Origin of the sequence: Amycolatopsis sp. NPDC006125, assembly GCF_040614195.1 — a bacterium.
Classification (GTDB): domain Bacteria; phylum Actinomycetota; class Actinomycetes; order Mycobacteriales; family Pseudonocardiaceae; genus Amycolatopsis_E; species Amycolatopsis_E tucumanensis.
In genome coordinates, this window is sequence record NZ_JBEXTZ010000002.1 from 22,888 (window position 1) to 38,138 (window position 15,251).

The window sequence follows — 15,251 nt, forward strand, 5'->3', positions numbered from 1 at the left end:
CGACCGATGCCGCCCAAGGTCGCGGTCACGGACTCACGACGTGAGCTCACCAGACAAGAACGGAGATGACGCTGGATGTCATCGACTGTCCCCAGCCAGAACGCGCCTACCGCGCTCGTCATCGGGGCCTCGCGCGGCCTCGGCCACGCGATGGTGGCCGAATTCCTCGACCGGGGTTGGAGCGTCATCGGCACAGTCCGTGACACCACTGCCCGGACGCCCCTGCACGATCTCGCGGACCGAGCCGGCGGGCGCGTCACCGTCGAGCATCTCGACATCAATCAGCCCGACCACCTGGCGCCCCTGCACCAACGGCTCGCGCAACGCCGGCTCGACCTGCTCTTCGTCAACGCAGGCACCACGAACAACGAGCAGACGCCGATCGGCGCGGTTCCGACAGCCGATTTCGTCGAGGTGATGATCACCAACGCTCTCAGCCCCATGCGCGTCATCGAAGCGCTCGAAGATCTCGTATCCCCCACCGGACTTATCGGGGCGATGTCATCCGGGCAAGGCAGCATCACGAACAACACGACCGCAGGCCGCGAGGTCTACCGGGGAAGTAAAGCGGCCCTGAACATGTTCATGCGCAGCTTTGCGACCCGCCAGGCCGAGACGCAGCGCGCCTTCGTCCTGATGGCGCCAGGCTGGATTCGCACCGCGCTCGGTGGGCCGGACGCACCGTTCACCATCGAGGAGAGCGTCCCGCTGTTGGTGGACGTTCTGCTGTCGAAGCTGGGCGCTCCAGGTCTGGCGTTTCTGGACCGCTGGGGACAGACCGTGCCCTGGTGAGCCGTGCCGATTGACCACTGGACGTACGCCCTGGCCCTCCTCGCGGCCCTCGTAGCGGTTCGTCATCACATCTCACACAAGAGATAGGCAAGGACGGGATGCCTCTCATCGCTGTCGAAGAACACTGGATCATGCCGGACCTGATGTCCGCCCTTCGCGCTGTGCCGCACCGTGACGAAAGCCTTGCCTTCAACGAGATGGACGACAATTTGGAACGTTTGGAGGACCTGGGGGCCGGCCGCATCGCGGCCATGGACACTCAGGGCATCGACGTGTCGATACTCGCTCTGACACCGCCAGGAACCCAGCCGCTGCCGCCCAGGGAGGCCTTGGCGCTGAGCCGCGCTGCGAACGACTTGGCCGCGGCGGCCGTCGCCCGGAATCCGGCCCGGTTCCGTTCGTTGTCCACGCTGCCCATGTCATCGCCGAAGGACGTCAGCGGCGAGCTCGAAAGAGCCGCGAGCATGGGGCACGTGGGCACCATGGTCTACGGCCGGTCAGGAGACCTGTTCCTGGACGACCTCGCCTATGATGACTTCTTCTCTGCCGCGTCGGAACTCGGCCAACCCGTGTTCGTCCACCCTCAACTGCCATCGCCGGCCGTTCGTGACGCTTCCTACCGCGGATTCGATCCCATGACCGATCTCGCCCTGGCCACTCTCGGCTGGGGATGGCACTTGGACGCCGCGACCGCGGCACTGCGGCTGATCCTGCGAGGCACCTTCGACCGCCATCCCGGCCTCCAGGTCGTGCTCGGCCACTGGGGAGAGATGCTGCTGTTCTGGTTGGACCGGGCCGACAGTCTCTCCCGCGTCGCCGGCTTGGAACGATCGGTGTCCGACTACATCCGGTCGAACTTCTTCATCACCACCTCCGGCATGCTCAACCCGGCGCTGCTGCACCACGCCCTGTCCGTGACCACGATCGACCGGTTGATCTTCTCCACCGATTACCCCTTCCAACGCCCGACCGCAGACGACGTCAACTCCTTCCTGCGGCACTTCTCCTCCGATAGAGCCCGCGAGAAGTTCTCCTCGGCCAACGCGGCATCGTTGTACGGAATCGACATCATCTGATGCGAGGCCGGATACCTCTTCGCCGGTCTCCGAGGCGCTTGTGCTGTGGACGACCACGAACGGCTCCGGCGCCGCCCACAAAACCGCCGACGAGTTCCGTGCGCGGGTGTCAACCGTGGCGGTCAGGGCGGTCGGCGGCGTCGAACTTGGAGCAGTTGTGCTGGACCTGGGGCATGTGCTGCTCGGCCCACGCTCGCAGGCCCCGCAGCGGCGCGACGAGCGTCGTGCCCAGGGCGGTGAGTCGGTAGTACACCCGTGGTGGCTTGCTCGCCTCGACCCGACGATCGACAAGTCCGTCTCGTTCCAGCGATCTGAGGGTCTGCGCCAGCATCTTCTGCGACACACCGGCCATCTCGCGCTTCAACTCGGCGAACCGCAACTCGCCGTCGGCGGCGGCCAGCGACAGCACCGCCATGGTCGTCCAGCGCGACCCCACCCGGTCGAGCAGGAGCCGCGTCGGGCACAGCGGATCGAACAGGTTCGCCTGACCAGAGGCGGTTACCGTGGCGTCACCTGGTGTCGGAGAAGTGCCTTCTTTGCTGCTCACGATAAGTCTCCTATGGTTACCACGTTTCGGATCATAACCACGGAGAGTGTCTGTGCACCAGCTGGCGCCACCACCTCACCTTCCCGGCGCGACCGCGCATCGGATACCGATCGAAGGGGTCGAACTCGCCGCGGAAACGCTCGGGCATGGGCCGGCCGTGCTGCTGTGGCACGGCGGCGTCCCGCACACCCGCGCGATCTGGTGCGACGTCGCACCCCGGCCGGCTTGGACGTCCTCGGTGACCGGGAAGCGCACGTAGTCGGCACCGATCTTGGTGTCGCTCACCCAGCACCTGCTCGATGGTCCGTCTGAACCCCCCTCAACCGTCGTCCCGCCCATGAACAAGCGTATGGAGCAAACATGAGCCGCCAGCAGCGAGAGGCCATCCGGCAGCTTCGCGAGTCGTCACCCCTCGATCTCGGCGGTGCGGTCCACGAACAGCGCGTCCTGTTCGAGCAGGTGTTGTCCCACCACCCTGTCCCCGAGGACGTCATCGTCACCGAAGTCCGCTACGACACGGTCTCCGGTCTCCTGGTGGAAATTGCGAACCAGGCCAGTGCCGGTACCGTCCTGTACTTCCACGGCGGGGCGTATGTCCTCGGGTCTGCACGCAGTTCCCTGGGGATCGTCGCCGACCTCGCGCGCCGGTCACACACGCGGGTGATCACCATCGACTACCGCTTGGCTCCCGAGCATCCCGCCCCTGCCGCTACCGACGACGCGGTACGCGCCTACCGGGCACTGATCGCCTCCGGCGTCGACGCGCGACGGGTCGTGGTCGCCGGCGAGTCGGCCGGTGGCGGAATCGCACTCGGGCTGCTGGCTGCTCTGTCCTCGGCCGGCGATCCGATGCCCGCCGCGGCGTTGCTGTTCTCGCCGTGGGTTGATCTCACGCTCAGCGGCGACTCGATGACGACCAGGGCCGAGGCGGACTTCATCGTCAACCGCACCGCCCTCGAACGCCGTGTGCGCGACTACGTCGGCGACGAATCCAGGGCGGAACAGCACAGCCCGCTGTTCGCGGACCTCCGCGACCTGCCGGCCACACTGATCCAAGTCGGCTCCCACGAGGTGCTGCTGGACGACTCCACCCGGCTCGCAGCACGACTCGTGGCGGCTGACGTGTCGGTGACGCTCGACGTCACCGCTGAGGCGACACACGTCTTCCAGTCGTTCGCCGCCTCGTGGGACGAGGCCGACGCCGCCATGACACGCGCAGGCACATTCGTCCGCACCGCGCTGGCACCGTGAGCAGCAGGCCGGCCGTCCGCGCCCTCCCACCGGTCGCCGACCCGGACGAGGACTCCGCTCGCGCTGATCGAACACTCGGTGGGTTCGGGGGAGAACGAACACCATCGCCTGAACCGAGGCGATCACGGTAGCTGTCCAGCTGGGCGGCCGCCGACCTGATGCTTCGCTGAAAGGGATCGGAACAAGGCGAGTGCCACCCAGCGGACGCCCACATAACGGGCCTCACCTTGCAGGTCCCTGTCCCGTTGCCGGGGCGTCCGTTTTCGGATGCGCGGGCGGTGGTGGAGGGAATCGTTCACCGGTACCGCTGTGAGCTCGGGTGGCGGTATGTGTCGGCGGTGTTCGGGCCGCAGACGATCCGAAACATGGCACCGTCGGCTGGCCGGGATCGAGCCGCCTGGCCACGCCATCGGCCGCTCAGCGGCGGCTGGACTACCTGAGCATGTGCCGGAGCTACAGCGTGTTCCTATCGCCCAGGACGGGACCGAGTGCGGTTCTGGACAATCTCAAGACTCACCCAACAGCTGGTTTCATGATGAAGTCGGCAGCTTGCGGTAGCAGATGAGGACGCAGGCCAGGTGCATGAGGCAAGGTGGATGTCGGCTCGGTGTTCCCAGCGGATCCGTAGACGCTTGAACTGGTGCAGCCAGGCGAACATCCGCTCAACTACCCATCTGGTCTTGCCGAGACGGGTGCCGTGAGCGGTGTTCTTGCGAGCGGTGTTCTTGCGAGCGGTTCGCGGGACGATGCCCTTGTCTCGCAGGGTCTTGCGGTGATGGTCGTAGTCATAGCCGCGGTCGCCGTAGAGCCAGCGCGGGCGCTGACGAGGCCGGCTGCGTTTCCCCCGGATCACTGGAAGCGCCTCGACCACGCCCGTTGATCGGGCTCGGCTCGGTTCCAAGCACCATGTGATCACCGACGGCAACGGTATTCCGCTCGTGGTGTCTGTTACTGGTGGCAACCGGCACGACAGCACGCAGCTCATACCGCTGCCACAAGATCGTCATGCGCATCTGCTCCCGCGTCCAGGTACTTCCGGCACAGGACTTCCCGGGGTCCGGATCGTCGACGGGGTCATCCATCAAACAATTCCGTCGCGCCTCGGGGTTTCGATGTATTCGAAGACGGCTCCGTCCGCGTGCCGGGCGATCATGCGTGCGCCGTTGGGTCCGGGGGAGGGGATTTCCAGGATCTCCCCGCCACTGCCCGCGACGAGTGTCCTGGCCGCGTCGATGTCTTCCACCAGCAGGGTGGCGGTCCGGCGAACCCGGGCCAGTTCGGCGGTGGGGCCGGCAAGCAGGAGGAATCGCCCCACCCAGGCCAGGTCGATGTCGCCGGAGCGGAACCGTGTCACGTCGTCCGTGCCGGCGAGCGCGCGGTAGATCCCGAGGGCGGAGTCCAGGTCGTCGACCTCCACGCGAACCAGCGCGTCATGGACGATCCGCATCGTCTTCTCCTCGCGTGTAGGCCTGTTGGATGTGATCGACGGCTTCGAGCAGCGCCGGCCGCATGGTGTCGACGAGCGTGGACTCGCTCACCCGGTCGGCGTGGCTGGAAATGCCGATGGCGGCGACGATGGTGGACGTCGTGTCGCGGACCGGGGCCGCGATCGAGCGAACGCCGGCCTCGCTGCCGGTCGTGAGCCACCCGGTTCGCCGCACGGTGGCGATGTCGGCCCGGAGTGCCGCGGGGTCCGGCTGATCATCCGGTGTGCCCGACCGGCCCGCGGCCAGGTAGCCGTCCAGCCACTCATCGGGTTTACCCGCGAGCAGTGCTCGCCCCAGAGCGCTCCGGTGGGCGGGCGCCGCGCTCCCGATGGTCGCGATGGCGGCCATCAGGCGATTGCTGGGCACGTGCGCGACGTGCACGGCCTGGTCCCCGTCGAGCACGGCCATGGAAACCGGCTCGTTGAACCGCGCTGACAGGCTCCTCAGATGGGGCAGCGCGATCCGCGGCAGCCGCAGCGCCTCGAGGTAGGCGTTGCCCAGTTCCAGCACGGACGGATGCAGCCGGAACTGCTGGCCGTCGGCGCGCAGGTAGGCCCGCGCGAGCAGGGTGTGGAGGAAGCGCCGGGCGGAGGCCCGGTCGAGGCCGCTGGCCTTGGCGACCTCGCTGAGCGTCATCGCGGTCTGTTCGGGCCGGAACGCCCTCAGCACGGCGAGCCCGCGTTCGACCGAAGCGAGGACTTCCGGTTCTGCTCGGTCTTCGGCCATTCCGCTCGCCTGCCCTTCTGGCTCGCGTGCGCGCTTTGCGCACAATCGTGCACCAATATAGCCCCCCTGGTTGAACGCAGAACCGGTCCTTGAGTTTCGCGATCGAGCTAGTCATACTCGGGCGCTATGAGAACGAACGTGCGCAGAGGGCGCAACCAGTGAGGGCGGCCGTGACCACAGGCCCGCTGCGCGTTGAGATCCAGCGACGGCCGGTCCCGGCGGCCGGCAACGGCGAGGTGCTGGTGTCCGTCGAGTCCGTCGGGGTGTGCGGTACCGACGCGCACATCTGGGCGGGTGAGTACCCGGCCGCGTCGCTGCCGCTCGTGCAGGGCCACGAAATCGCCGGCCGGGCCGGTGACGACTTGGTGGTGGTCGAACCCGCTCTGTCCTGTGGCCGCTGCTACGCCTGTCGGAATGGCCGGCCGAACGCCTGCGCGCGTAGCTCGGTGCTCGGCGTGCATCTCGACGGCGCGCTGACCGAGACGATCGTGGTGCCTGCGGACCGGGTCCACGCCGCGCCTGGCCTGACGGCTCCGACCGCGGCGATGGTCGAGCCCACCGCGATCGCCTTGCAGGCCGTGGCGAGGTCGCACGCCCGAGCGGGAGCGTTCGCCCTGGTGCTGGGGTGCGGGCCGATCGGCCTGCTGGCGGCACGTGCACTGGCCGATCGCGGCGTGCGGGTGGCCGCGATCGACCGTGAACCTCACCGGGCGGAACGGGCCCGGCGGTTCGGTGCCGAGTTCGCCCGGGCGGCCACCGATGGTGCGGGGGTGGAGATCGTCGAGTGGGCGGAACGCGAAGGACCATCGGTCGTCATCGAGGCGACCGGGGCTCCGAGCGCGCTGGCCACCGCGCTCGACCTGGTCGTCAGCGCCGGGCGGGTCGTCGCGGTCGGGATTTCCACCGCGGAGGCGCGGCTGTCGATGAGCTTGCTGCCCTACAAGGAGCTCGACCTGGTCGGCAGCCGGAACAGCCGGGCGTTGTTCCCGGCGGCGATCGACTTCGTGGCCAGGCACCGGACCCTCGTCGAGAACCTGATCACCCACCGGTTCGCACTCGAGCGAGTGCCGGAAGCGTTCGTGCTCGCGCACGACGGGGATCCGAACCTCGGCAAGATCCTCATCGAGGTGGCCGGACATGGCTGAGCCCCGGCTGGCGTCTCCGCTGCGACTCGGTCCGGTCAGGTTGCGCAACCGCGTGGTCGCCGCCCCGATGGAACGCAACTACTGCGACCGCAACGGTGTGCCGTCAGACCACTACGTGCAGCGCGTCGCCGCGGTCGCGGCGGGCGGGACGGCACTCGTTTACGCCGAGGCCTCCTATGTCCGTGCCGACGGCCGGGTCCGGCCACGCCAGCTCGCCGTCGACCAGGACGCCGCGATCCCGGGGTTGCGGAGGCTGGCCGACGCCGCGCACGGGGCGGGCGCGCTGTTCGGTGTGCAGCTGGTGCACGGTGGGCGGATCGCCAGATCCGCTGTGAGCGGGTACACCCCCGTCGCACCGTCGCCGGTCGTCGCCGAAGTGGTGCAGGGCGATCTGCCCACCGAACTCGACCACGACGACATCGCGGACCTGGTGTCCCGCTTTGCCGGGGCCGCGAGCCGCGCCGCCGAGGCGGGTGCGGATGTGATCTCGCTGCACGCGGCCCACGGCTACCTGCTCGCGCAGTTCCTGTCGCCGAGGACGAACCGGCGCGCTGACGAGTACGGCGACCCGGCCCGGTTCCTCGGTGAGGTGATCACGGCGGTGCGGGCAGCCGTACCCCGCACCGCAGTCGGTATCCGGGTCTCCGCCCACGAGGGGCTGCCGGACGGCCTTGACGCCGAATCCACGATCGCCATCCTGGCGCGGGCCGGTGTGTCCGCACTGGACTTCGTCGACGTGTCCGCGGGCTGCTACGAGGCGGGGCAGTGGATCACTCCCTCCGGTGAGTTACCACGCGGTCTGAACGCGGAAACGGCCGCCGGCTTCCGGCGGCTGGGCCCGCCGGTCGGTGTCGCGGGCCGGATCGTCGACGAAGCGACCGCGAACCGGATCCTCGTCGCCGGGCAGGCCGACTTCGTCACGCTCGGTCGCGCCCTGCATGCGGATCCACAGTGGACGAATAAGGTGCTCGCAGGCCGGCGCCCGCGTCCCTGTATCGCCTGCAACTACTGCGCAGATGCGTTGCGCACCGGCGAACCCGTCGGATGCGCCGTCGCGCCCGAGGCCGCGGGGCCGCTTCCGGTCGCGGCGACCGCGACCCGGCGGGCGGATGACGTCCTCGTCGTCGGGGCAGGACCTGCCGGGCTGGAGGCGGCACGAACCGCGGCCACGCTCGGTTACCGCGTCAGGCTCGTGGATCGCCGCCCGGCGCTGGGCGGGGCGTTCGGACTCGCCGCACGGTTGCACGAGTACCCCGAGTACCCGCGCGTCATCGACTGGTACCGCGAGCAACTGGCCATGGCAGGTGTGGCGATCGAGCTGCAGACCGACCTGTCGCCCGCCGATATCGCCGCGCGGCCGGAGACCACCGTCATCCTCGCGACCGGAACGGCCAGGACGGTGCCCGACGTGCCGGGCGTCTCGCCTGCACGGCCCCAGGACCTGCTCGACTGGCTCGCGACGGGGCTGGACCGCGAACCCGACGACGAGTACGTCGTGTGGGGAGCGGATCGCGACGGTACGGCCGTCGCCGACCACCTCGCGGCCGCGGGCGCCAAGGTGACGCTCATCGGCGCCGAACCGGAACCCGCGTCCGACGTCGGTGCCAGAGCGAAGGTCCTGCCGCTGGCCAGGCTCCGCGGCAACGCAAGGGTCCGCCTGGTCATGGACATGGTGGTGACCGCGATCGAGCCGGACCGCGTCCACATTCGCGACATGGCTGGGAACACCGGGGTGCTGGCCGCGCCCGGCCCCGTCCTGGCTTCGGTAGATGGTGGTGACCCCGGCGGCTTCGCCGCCGAAGTCCGCGCCGTCGCGCCGGAAAAGACCGTGGTGGCGGTCGGCGACGCCGCCGGCCACGGCGGCTGGTCGGCGCTGGCCGTCCGGCACGCCGCGGTGACGATCCGACGACTCGCAGGAGGAACTTCCACATGACATCACTGCCCCGGTTTTCGGCGGAGCGCACCGTGCGGGTGCCGGACGCGGAGCTCCACGTGCGGACCACGGCCGACGTCGTCGTCGCAGGCGGAGGGCCCGCCGGGTTCTGCGCCGCGATCGCCGCGGCCCGCGCCGGTGCCAAGGTGGTGCTCGTCGAACGCGGGCCGTTCCTCGGCGGCACCGCGACCGGTGCGATGGTCGCGAGTTTCATGGGCTTCTACTGGCGCGATGTGCTGGTCGGCGGCGGAATCGGCAAGGAGATCACCGAGCGGCTCGTCAGCGCGGGTGGCGCTACCGGCTTCACGCCCTACGTGCTGGCCGAGGCCAGCGAGACCCCGCTGCGGGTACGCACCTTCCCCTTCGACCCGGAGGTGCTCAAGCTGGTTCTGGACGACATGGTGCGCGAAGCGGGGATCGAGGTGCGGTTGCACACCCAAGCCGTCAGCCCGGTCCTGCGGGACGGCGCGGTGCACGGCTTGGTGACGCAGGGACTGTACGAACCGGAGGCGATCAGCGCACCGGCGGTCGTCGACGCGACGGGTAACGCCGTGGTGAGCCGTCGTTGCGGGTGCCGCACCGAGAACTCGGCAGAGGACCGGCGCGAACGCCAGCCCATGACGATGATGGCTCGTATGTCCAATGTGGATACTCAGCGGTTCCGGGCACTCGACAGGACCGAGAAGCGGCGGCTGGCCAGGCTCGGGGTCGAGACCGGTGAACTGGCCCAGCAGCTGCTGTCGGTGGTGAGCGCTCCCCACGGTAACGACGCGTTCATCCTGATGACCAGGGTCACCGGTCTCGACGGAGCGGACAGCCAGGACCTGACCCAGGCCGAAATCGCCGGCCGCCGGCAGGTGTCTTCCGTGCTGTCCTTCCTGCGGCGCGCCGTGCCCGGATTCGAACGTGCTCACCTCTCGGCACTCGCGCCCTGGATCGGAGTGCGGGAGACGTGGCGGATCGTCGGCGACTACCTGCTCACCGAAACGGATGTCGTGACGGGGACCCAGTTCTCCGACGCCATCGCGCAGGCGGGCGGTCCGCTGGACGTGCACGACAATGCCAGCGGCCTCCGGCTCGTCGAACCGCCCGCTCCGTTCTCAGTGCCCTACCGCAGCCTCCTGCCGCAGGAGGTCGAAGGCCTGCTTGTCGCGGGCCGCTGCTTGTCCGCGACCGAAGCCGCGATGGGCGCGGCGCGGCACATGGGCACCGCCATGGCCACCGGTCACGCCGCCGGTGTCGCGGCCGCGCTCGCCGCCGACGTCGGTGTGCTCCCGCGCCTCGTACCCGCCGACCGGATCCGCGCGGTGCTGCGTGGCCAGGGCGCGATCGTCGATCCGCCACCGCTGGCCGCGCCGCTTCCCGAAAAGACCCGCTCCTGACCCAGCCCCGACCGACGACTGAACCTGGAGGTCAACGATGACCCAACCGTCCACCCGCGGCCGCACCCGCGCGATCGCCTCGAACCTCATCGGCACCGTCCTGGAGTGGTACGACTTCTACATCTACGGCACCGCGACCTCACTCGTGTTCGGTGCGCTGTTCTTCCCCACATCGAGCGCACTGGCCGGAACGCTCGCCGCGTTCGCCACCTACGCGATCGGTTTCGTCCTCCGTCCCGTCGCCGGTGTTGTGCTCGCACGGTGGGGCGACACCATCGGGCGCAAGAACGTGATGGTGATCTGCCTGATCCTGATGGGCGTCGCCACCGGGTGCATCGGCCTGCTGCCCACCTACGCGCAAGTGGGCGCGCTCGCGCCGATTCTGCTCGTCCTCCTGCGGCTGCTGCAGAGCATCGGCGCCGGAGCCGAGTACGGCACGGCCATCACGATGAGCGCCGAGTACTCGACCGCGCGACGGCGCGGTCTGCTGTCGAGCACGCCGGCCTTCGGCGTGTCGCTGGGCATCCTGCTCGGCACCGGGGTCTTCGCCGCGCTGTCCGGGCTACCCAGGGACGCGTTCCTCGCCTGGGGCTGGCGCGTCCCGTTCCTGGTCGGGTTCGCCCTGGTCCTCGTGGGCCTCTACATCCGGCTGCGGGTCGACGAATCGCCCGAATTCACCGAGCTCCGCAAGTCCGGAGCGGTGGCCCGCAGTCCGATCCGCGAATTGTTCACGACGCACCGCAAGCACGTCGGACTCGCCGCGCTGGCGCGGTGCACCGACGCTGTCGGCGGCCAGATCTTCAACGTGTTCGCGATCTCCTACTGCACGAGCGAACTGCACATGCCCGCCGCGCCGGCCCTGACCGGCGTCCTGATCGCGAACCTCGTCGGACTCGCCGTGATCCCGCTCGCCGGCCGGTGTGCCGACCGGTGGGGGCGCCGCCCGGTGTTCCTCACCGGCCTGCTGCTCGTCGCGGCGCTCGGGTTTCCCTTCTTCTGGCTGCTCCAGACCCGCAACCCGGCGCTCGTGGTGCTGGCGCTGGTGCTGACCTACGGGATCGGCGTCAAGATCGCGCTGTCGGTGTCCGGTGCCTACCTCGCCGAAATGTTCGAGCCGCGGGTACGCAACAGCGGCGTGAACCTCGCCCGGTCGGCCTCGGACCCGCTCGCCGGTTTCACCCCGCTGATCGCCACGGCCCTGCTCGCCGCGGCCGGCTCCTACTGGGCCGTGGGGGTGTTCGTCGTCGGCACGGCGCTCGCGTCCGCCGCCGCTGTCTTCGCCAGCCCGGAAACCCGGAGTGCCGACCCGGCACCCGAGCGTGGTGAAATGTCGGTAGCAACGGACAGCAACTGATCGAAAGGCACGGGGCATGGCCGAAGGTGACGGCGCGCGCGCCCTCGGCCCCTTCGTGCGCACGTTCGACCGGGCCCTCGACGTCCTGACCTGCTTCTCCGCCGAGCGGGCCGAACTGTCCGTCACCGATGTCGCGGCCGGCTGCGGATTCGACCGGGCGACAGCACGCAGGCTGCTGCGCACGCTCGCGTCCCTCGGCTACGTCGAGTCCACCGGCAGCCGGTACCGGCTGACCGCCAAGGTCCTCGAACTCGGCTACGCGACGGTCGCCTCGGCGACCTTCCCCGAGCTGGTGCAGCCCTACCTCGAGGACACCGCACAGGCCGTCGAGCACTCGTGCTCGCTGGCCGTCCTCGACGGCGACAGCGCCGTGTTCGTCGCCCGCGCCGCGGTTCGGAGCGTGATGTCGATCAGGCTGGCACCCGGCACCCGGGTGCCAGCCACCGCGTCCGCGGTCGGCCGTGCGCTGCTGACTGGGCTCACCCCCGGCGAGCTGGTCGAGTACCTCGACCGTTTCCCGCCGGTTGCCTACACCGCTCGCACCTGCACCGACCGCGGCGAACTGGCCGCCGCCGTGGCCGAGGCGCGCGAACGCGGCTGGGCGTTGAACGACCAGGAGCTCGAACAAGGGGTCCGCAGCGTCGCGGTGCCGCTTCACGATGCGGCCGGTGCGGTCGTCGCCGCGGTCACGATCGGCACCCCCACCGGACAGATCGACGACGAAACCCTGTTCGGCTCGATACTCCCACGCCTGCGGGACTGCGCGGCGACGATCGAACGCACCATCACGACGCACCCGACCGTGCTGAGCGCACCGGGAATCTCGGTTCCCGATCCCGTGCCCGGCACCACCACGGCCCGCCGCTGATCCCACCGGTTACTCTGAGGGCCCGCCGATCGGCCACGCTTCGCGCGGAACGTCGCCACCACCTTCTGGCGCGACCGCCTCACCCCGGCGCACGATGCGCAGCCTGGTCATCGGCCAGTCACCGGGCTCGAGCCCGACCGCGCGCTGAGAGCATCGTGCGTCTGATCTTGTTGTCGCTGGTCAGAACCGGTGGGCCGGGCGGGGCTCGAACCCGCGGCCAAGGGATTAACAGCTGGTTTCATAATGAAGTCGGCAGCTTGCGGTAGCAGATGAGGACGCAGGCCAGGTGCATGAGGCCAAGGTGGATGTCGGCTCGGCGTTCCCAGCGGATCCGTAGACTGCGTTTCGCGCGGATCACTGGAAGCGCCTCGACCAGCGGTATGAGCTGCGTGCGTGCCGGTTGCCACCAGTAACAGACACCAGGAGCGGAATACCGTTGCCGTCGGTGATCACATGGTGCTTGGAACCGAGCCGAGCCCGATCGACGGGCGAGGGGCCCGTCGCTTCCCCCCTTTCAACGCCCGTAAATGCGACCCATCCACCACCGTCACATCCAGATCGAGCCGATCCAGCGCTCGCAGCTGGTCAAGCAAGAGCTTGTGCACCGCGTCGAACACCCCGGCCTCGGTCCAGTCCCGCAACCGACGCCAACAGGTCACCCCGGAGCAGTCGAACACCTCACGCGGCAGCTCCCGCCACGAGATCCCGGTCTTGAGCACGAACACGATCCCCGCCAACGCCGCCCGGTCATCCACCGGCAACCGACCCGGATACCGACTCCGCCGCACAGGCCTCGGTGGCAGCTACGGCTCCACCCGCTGCCACAGACTGTCGGGAACCAACTTCTCAAGCACCACATCAGCATGCCCACACTTGATCAACTACGGCCAGCAGACGCGCCGATCATTTTTGAAACGAGTTGTAAGGGCAACGTGCGGTACCTCGGCCGGCCGCGCGGAAGTCAGCTCAGGCTCTGGAGGCGGTGCGAGTGCGGTGCGGTCACAGCCAGCCGCGCTCGTCGGCCACCCGCAGGGCTTCCATCCGGTTGCGGGTGCCGGTTTTGGTCGTGGCTCCGGACAGGTAGTTCCGCACGGTGCCCTCGGCGAGGTACAGCCGGGCCGCGATCTCGGCCACGGTGGCCCCGGAGCGGGCGGCGATGAGCACGTCACGTTCGCGGGCGGTGAGTGGCGACTCGCCCGCGGCCAGGGTGGCCGCGGCCAGCGCCGGGTCCACCACCCGTTCCCCGGCCGCCACCCGCCGGATGGCGTCGGCGAGCGTGTCGGCCGGGGCGTCCTTGACGACGAACCCGGCGGCGCCCGCCTCCATGGCCCGGCGCAGGTAACCGGTGCGGCCGAAGGTGGTCAGGATGATCACGCGGCAGCCGGGCACCTGCGCGGTGAGCACCGCGGCCGCCGCGAGCCCGTCCAGCCCGGGCATGTCGATGTCCAGCAGCGCGACGTCGGGCCGGTGTTCCAGAGCCGCGGCCGTCACCTCGTCGCCGCGGCCGACCGAGGCGACGACCTCGAAGCCCGGCTCCAGGTCGAGCAGTACGCGCAGGGCCTGCCGGATCAGTTCCTGGTCGTCGGCCAGCAGCAGCCGGATCGTCATGCCGGCGCCTCCACCCGCAGCGACCACCCGCGGGGCGATGCCGGGCCCGCGGTCAGCACTCCACCGGCCGCGGCCACCCTGGCGCGCAGGCCGGTCAGCCCGGACCCGGCGCCAGCCGGGCCGCCGACCCCGTCGTCGCGCACCTCGACGGAGGTCGCGGTCAGCTCGACCGTGCACCGGTCGGCCCGTGCGTGCCGCACCACGTTCGTCACCCCTTCCCGCAGGACCCAGGCGAACAGTTCCTGCCGCTCCGGTGGCACCGCGTCGTAGGCCGTGGGCAGGTCGGCGGTGACCCCGGCCGCCCGCAGCAGTTCCCGGCCGCGGGCCAGCTCGCCGGCGAGCGTGACGTCCTGGTATCCGGACACCGCGGCCCGGACGTCGGCCAGCGTCCGGCGGGCCAGCTGCTCCACCGATTCCATCTCGGCCAGCGCCGCGGGAGGTGCGCCGACGGCCAGCCGCCGGGCCAGACCGCTCTTCACGGTGATGGCGGTGAGGGAGTGGCCGAGCAGGTCGTGCAGATCCCGGGCGATCCGGTTGCGCTCGGCCTCCGAGGCCAGCCTGGCCACTTCCGCTCTGGCCTCGCGCAGCTGCTGGTTGGCCGTCGCGGTGCGGCTGAAGGCGTGGACCAGCAGCGCGGTGAACACGACGGCCACCGCGAAGTACCCGGCCGGGTCGGCGCTCCAGCCGGGCACCGCCATCGGCACCACGACGCACGCCGCGGCGCCCAGAACCACGAGAACCACCGCCGTCCGGCCGCTGACACGCGCCGCCGCAGACGGCACGATCACCGCGGCGAGGATCAGCACGTTCTCGTGGGCCAGCGGCGCGACCAGCACCGCCAGCACCGTCATCCCCGCCAGCAACCACCAGTAGGCCCGCCACGCCGATCGCATCGAGGCCACCACGATGCCCAGGTAGCAGGCGGAGACCCCCACCAGCAGCAGGTAACCGGCGACGAGACCGAAACCGCGCGTGTACTGGGCGACACCCACGGCTGTCAGGAACGGATAGCAGAGCATGCCCAGCGAGAGCAGCAGCCGGCGCCACTCGTCCCTGCCGCGCGATTCCTCCACGCCGACGAC

Annotated in this window: 13 protein-coding genes and 3 pseudogenes; 9 read left to right on the forward strand and 7 right to left on the reverse strand. The window is 69.7% G+C overall.

From position 1 onward, the window contains the following. Positions 1 to 75 precede the first annotated feature (75 nt). Together ABZ193_RS01375 and ABZ193_RS01380 are read left to right on the forward strand one after the other, a co-directional pair. Positions 76 to 792 carry an SDR family NAD(P)-dependent oxidoreductase gene (locus tag ABZ193_RS01375; protein ID WP_020415874.1) on the forward strand — a complete coding sequence of 239 codons (717 nt, stop codon included), beginning with the start codon at positions 76 to 78 and terminating at the stop codon, positions 790 to 792. A 98-nt stretch (positions 793 to 890) separates the two neighbouring features. Further along, positions 891 to 1,868: an amidohydrolase family protein gene (locus ABZ193_RS01380; protein WP_354708421.1), complete on the forward strand. Its 978-nt coding sequence runs from the start codon at positions 891 to 893 to the stop codon at positions 1,866 to 1,868. Between the two features lie 109 nt (positions 1,869 to 1,977). Here ABZ193_RS01380 and ABZ193_RS01385 read toward each other — a convergent pair whose 3' ends face one another. Next, entirely contained in the window at positions 1,978 to 2,415 is a 438-nt protein-coding gene (locus tag ABZ193_RS01385) for a helix-turn-helix domain-containing protein (RefSeq protein ID WP_084505989.1), read from the reverse strand. A gap of 360 nt (positions 2,416 to 2,775) precedes the next feature. Here ABZ193_RS01385 and ABZ193_RS01390 point away from each other — a divergent pair, with 360 nt between their 5' ends. Further along, positions 2,776 to 3,666: an alpha/beta hydrolase gene (locus ABZ193_RS01390; RefSeq protein ID WP_354708422.1), complete on the forward strand. Its 891-nt coding sequence runs from the start codon at positions 2,776 to 2,778 to the stop codon at positions 3,664 to 3,666. 530 nt (positions 3,667 to 4,196) lie between these two features. Here the strand turns inward: ABZ193_RS01390 and ABZ193_RS01395 are convergent. Further along, positions 4,197 to 4,537: pseudogene (locus tag ABZ193_RS01395) on the reverse strand (transposase); the annotation flags it as partial. A gap of 1 nt (position 4,538) precedes the next feature. Between ABZ193_RS01395 and ABZ193_RS01400 the strand changes: the two are divergent. Beyond that, positions 4,539 to 4,658: pseudogene (locus tag ABZ193_RS01400) on the forward strand (transposase); the annotation flags it as partial. A gap of 89 nt (positions 4,659 to 4,747) precedes the next feature. Here the strand turns inward: ABZ193_RS01400 and ABZ193_RS01405 are convergent. Beyond that, the gene (locus tag ABZ193_RS01405) at positions 4,748 to 5,113 is read right to left on the reverse strand and encodes a glyoxalase/bleomycin resistance/dioxygenase family protein (RefSeq protein ID WP_020415868.1); all 366 of its coding nucleotides are present in this window, start codon (positions 5,111 to 5,113) and stop codon (positions 4,748 to 4,750) included. Then, on the reverse strand, positions 5,097 to 5,879 hold the full coding sequence (locus ABZ193_RS01410) for an IclR family transcriptional regulator C-terminal domain-containing protein (RefSeq protein ID WP_354708423.1): 783 nt from the start codon (positions 5,877 to 5,879) through the stop codon (positions 5,097 to 5,099). The genes ABZ193_RS01405 and ABZ193_RS01410 overlap by 17 nt, the downstream gene beginning before the upstream one ends. A 170-nt stretch (positions 5,880 to 6,049) precedes the next feature. On the opposite strand from ABZ193_RS01410, the gene ABZ193_RS01415 reads away from it, so the two are divergent. Genes ABZ193_RS01415 through ABZ193_RS01435 form a run of 5 tightly spaced genes read left to right on the forward strand, consistent with a single transcriptional unit; the run spans position 6,050 to position 12,561 of the window. Beyond that, complete coding sequence (locus ABZ193_RS01415) at positions 6,050 to 7,024, forward strand: alcohol dehydrogenase catalytic domain-containing protein (protein ID WP_354708424.1); 975 nt, start codon at positions 6,050 to 6,052, stop codon at positions 7,022 to 7,024. Then, entirely contained in the window at positions 7,017 to 8,957 is a 1,941-nt protein-coding gene (locus ABZ193_RS01420) for an FAD-dependent oxidoreductase (protein ID WP_354708425.1), read from the forward strand. The genes ABZ193_RS01415 and ABZ193_RS01420 overlap by 8 nt, the downstream gene beginning before the upstream one ends. Beyond that, positions 8,954 to 10,339 carry an FAD-dependent oxidoreductase gene (locus ABZ193_RS01425; protein WP_354708426.1) on the forward strand — a complete coding sequence of 462 codons (1,386 nt, stop codon included), beginning with the start codon at positions 8,954 to 8,956 and terminating at the stop codon, positions 10,337 to 10,339. The genes ABZ193_RS01420 and ABZ193_RS01425 overlap by 4 nt, the downstream gene beginning before the upstream one ends. Before the next feature lie 37 nt (positions 10,340 to 10,376). Next, the gene (locus ABZ193_RS01430; protein ID WP_020415863.1) at positions 10,377 to 11,693 is read left to right on the forward strand and encodes an MFS transporter; all 1,317 of its coding nucleotides are present in this window, start codon (positions 10,377 to 10,379) and stop codon (positions 11,691 to 11,693) included. A 16-nt stretch (positions 11,694 to 11,709) separates the two neighbouring features. Then, positions 11,710 to 12,561 carry an IclR family transcriptional regulator C-terminal domain-containing protein gene (locus tag ABZ193_RS01435; protein ID WP_020415862.1) on the forward strand — a complete coding sequence of 284 codons (852 nt, stop codon included), beginning with the start codon at positions 11,710 to 11,712 and terminating at the stop codon, positions 12,559 to 12,561. A gap of 238 nt (positions 12,562 to 12,799) precedes the next feature. On the opposite strand, the pseudogene ABZ193_RS01440 reads toward ABZ193_RS01435, so the two are convergent. The 3 genes and pseudogenes from ABZ193_RS01440 to ABZ193_RS01450 form a co-directional block, all read right to left on the reverse strand. Then, positions 12,800 to 13,364: pseudogene (locus ABZ193_RS01440) on the reverse strand (transposase). 196 nt (positions 13,365 to 13,560) lie between these two features. Next, positions 13,561 to 14,169: a response regulator transcription factor gene (locus ABZ193_RS01445; protein ID WP_354708427.1), complete on the reverse strand. Its 609-nt coding sequence runs from the start codon at positions 14,167 to 14,169 to the stop codon at positions 13,561 to 13,563. Continuing rightward, a complete protein-coding gene (locus ABZ193_RS01450) occupies positions 14,166 to 15,242 on the reverse strand; it encodes a sensor histidine kinase (RefSeq protein ID WP_354708428.1) in 1,077 nt (358 codons plus the stop codon). The genes ABZ193_RS01445 and ABZ193_RS01450 overlap by 4 nt, the downstream gene beginning before the upstream one ends. Positions 15,243 to 15,251: the final 9 nt, after the last annotated feature.

Bases quoted from the DNA above. Each gene is read 5' to 3' on its own strand.
- ABZ193_RS01375 (WP_020415874.1), top strand. From the start codon at position 76: ATGTCATCGACTGTCCCCAGCCAGAACGCGCCTACCGCGCTCGTCATC.
- ABZ193_RS01380 (WP_354708421.1), top strand. From the start codon at position 891: ATGCCTCTCATCGCTGTCGAAGAACACTGGATCATGCCGGACCTGATG.
- ABZ193_RS01390 (WP_354708422.1), top strand. From the start codon at position 2,776: ATGAGCCGCCAGCAGCGAGAGGCCATCCGGCAGCTTCGCGAGTCGTCA.
- ABZ193_RS01405 (WP_020415868.1), bottom strand. From the start codon at position 5,113: ATGCGGATCGTCCATGACGCGCTGGTTCGCGTGGAGGTCGACGACCTG.
- ABZ193_RS01410 (WP_354708423.1), bottom strand. From the start codon at position 5,879: ATGGCCGAAGACCGAGCAGAACCGGAAGTCCTCGCTTCGGTCGAACGC.
- ABZ193_RS01420 (WP_354708425.1), top strand. From the start codon at position 7,017: ATGGCTGAGCCCCGGCTGGCGTCTCCGCTGCGACTCGGTCCGGTCAGG.
- ABZ193_RS01425 (WP_354708426.1), top strand. From the start codon at position 8,954: ATGACATCACTGCCCCGGTTTTCGGCGGAGCGCACCGTGCGGGTGCCG.
- ABZ193_RS01430 (WP_020415863.1), top strand. From the start codon at position 10,377: ATGACCCAACCGTCCACCCGCGGCCGCACCCGCGCGATCGCCTCGAAC.
- ABZ193_RS01435 (WP_020415862.1), top strand. From the start codon at position 11,710: ATGGCCGAAGGTGACGGCGCGCGCGCCCTCGGCCCCTTCGTGCGCACG.
- ABZ193_RS01445 (WP_354708427.1), bottom strand. From the start codon at position 14,169: ATGACGATCCGGCTGCTGCTGGCCGACGACCAGGAACTGATCCGGCAG.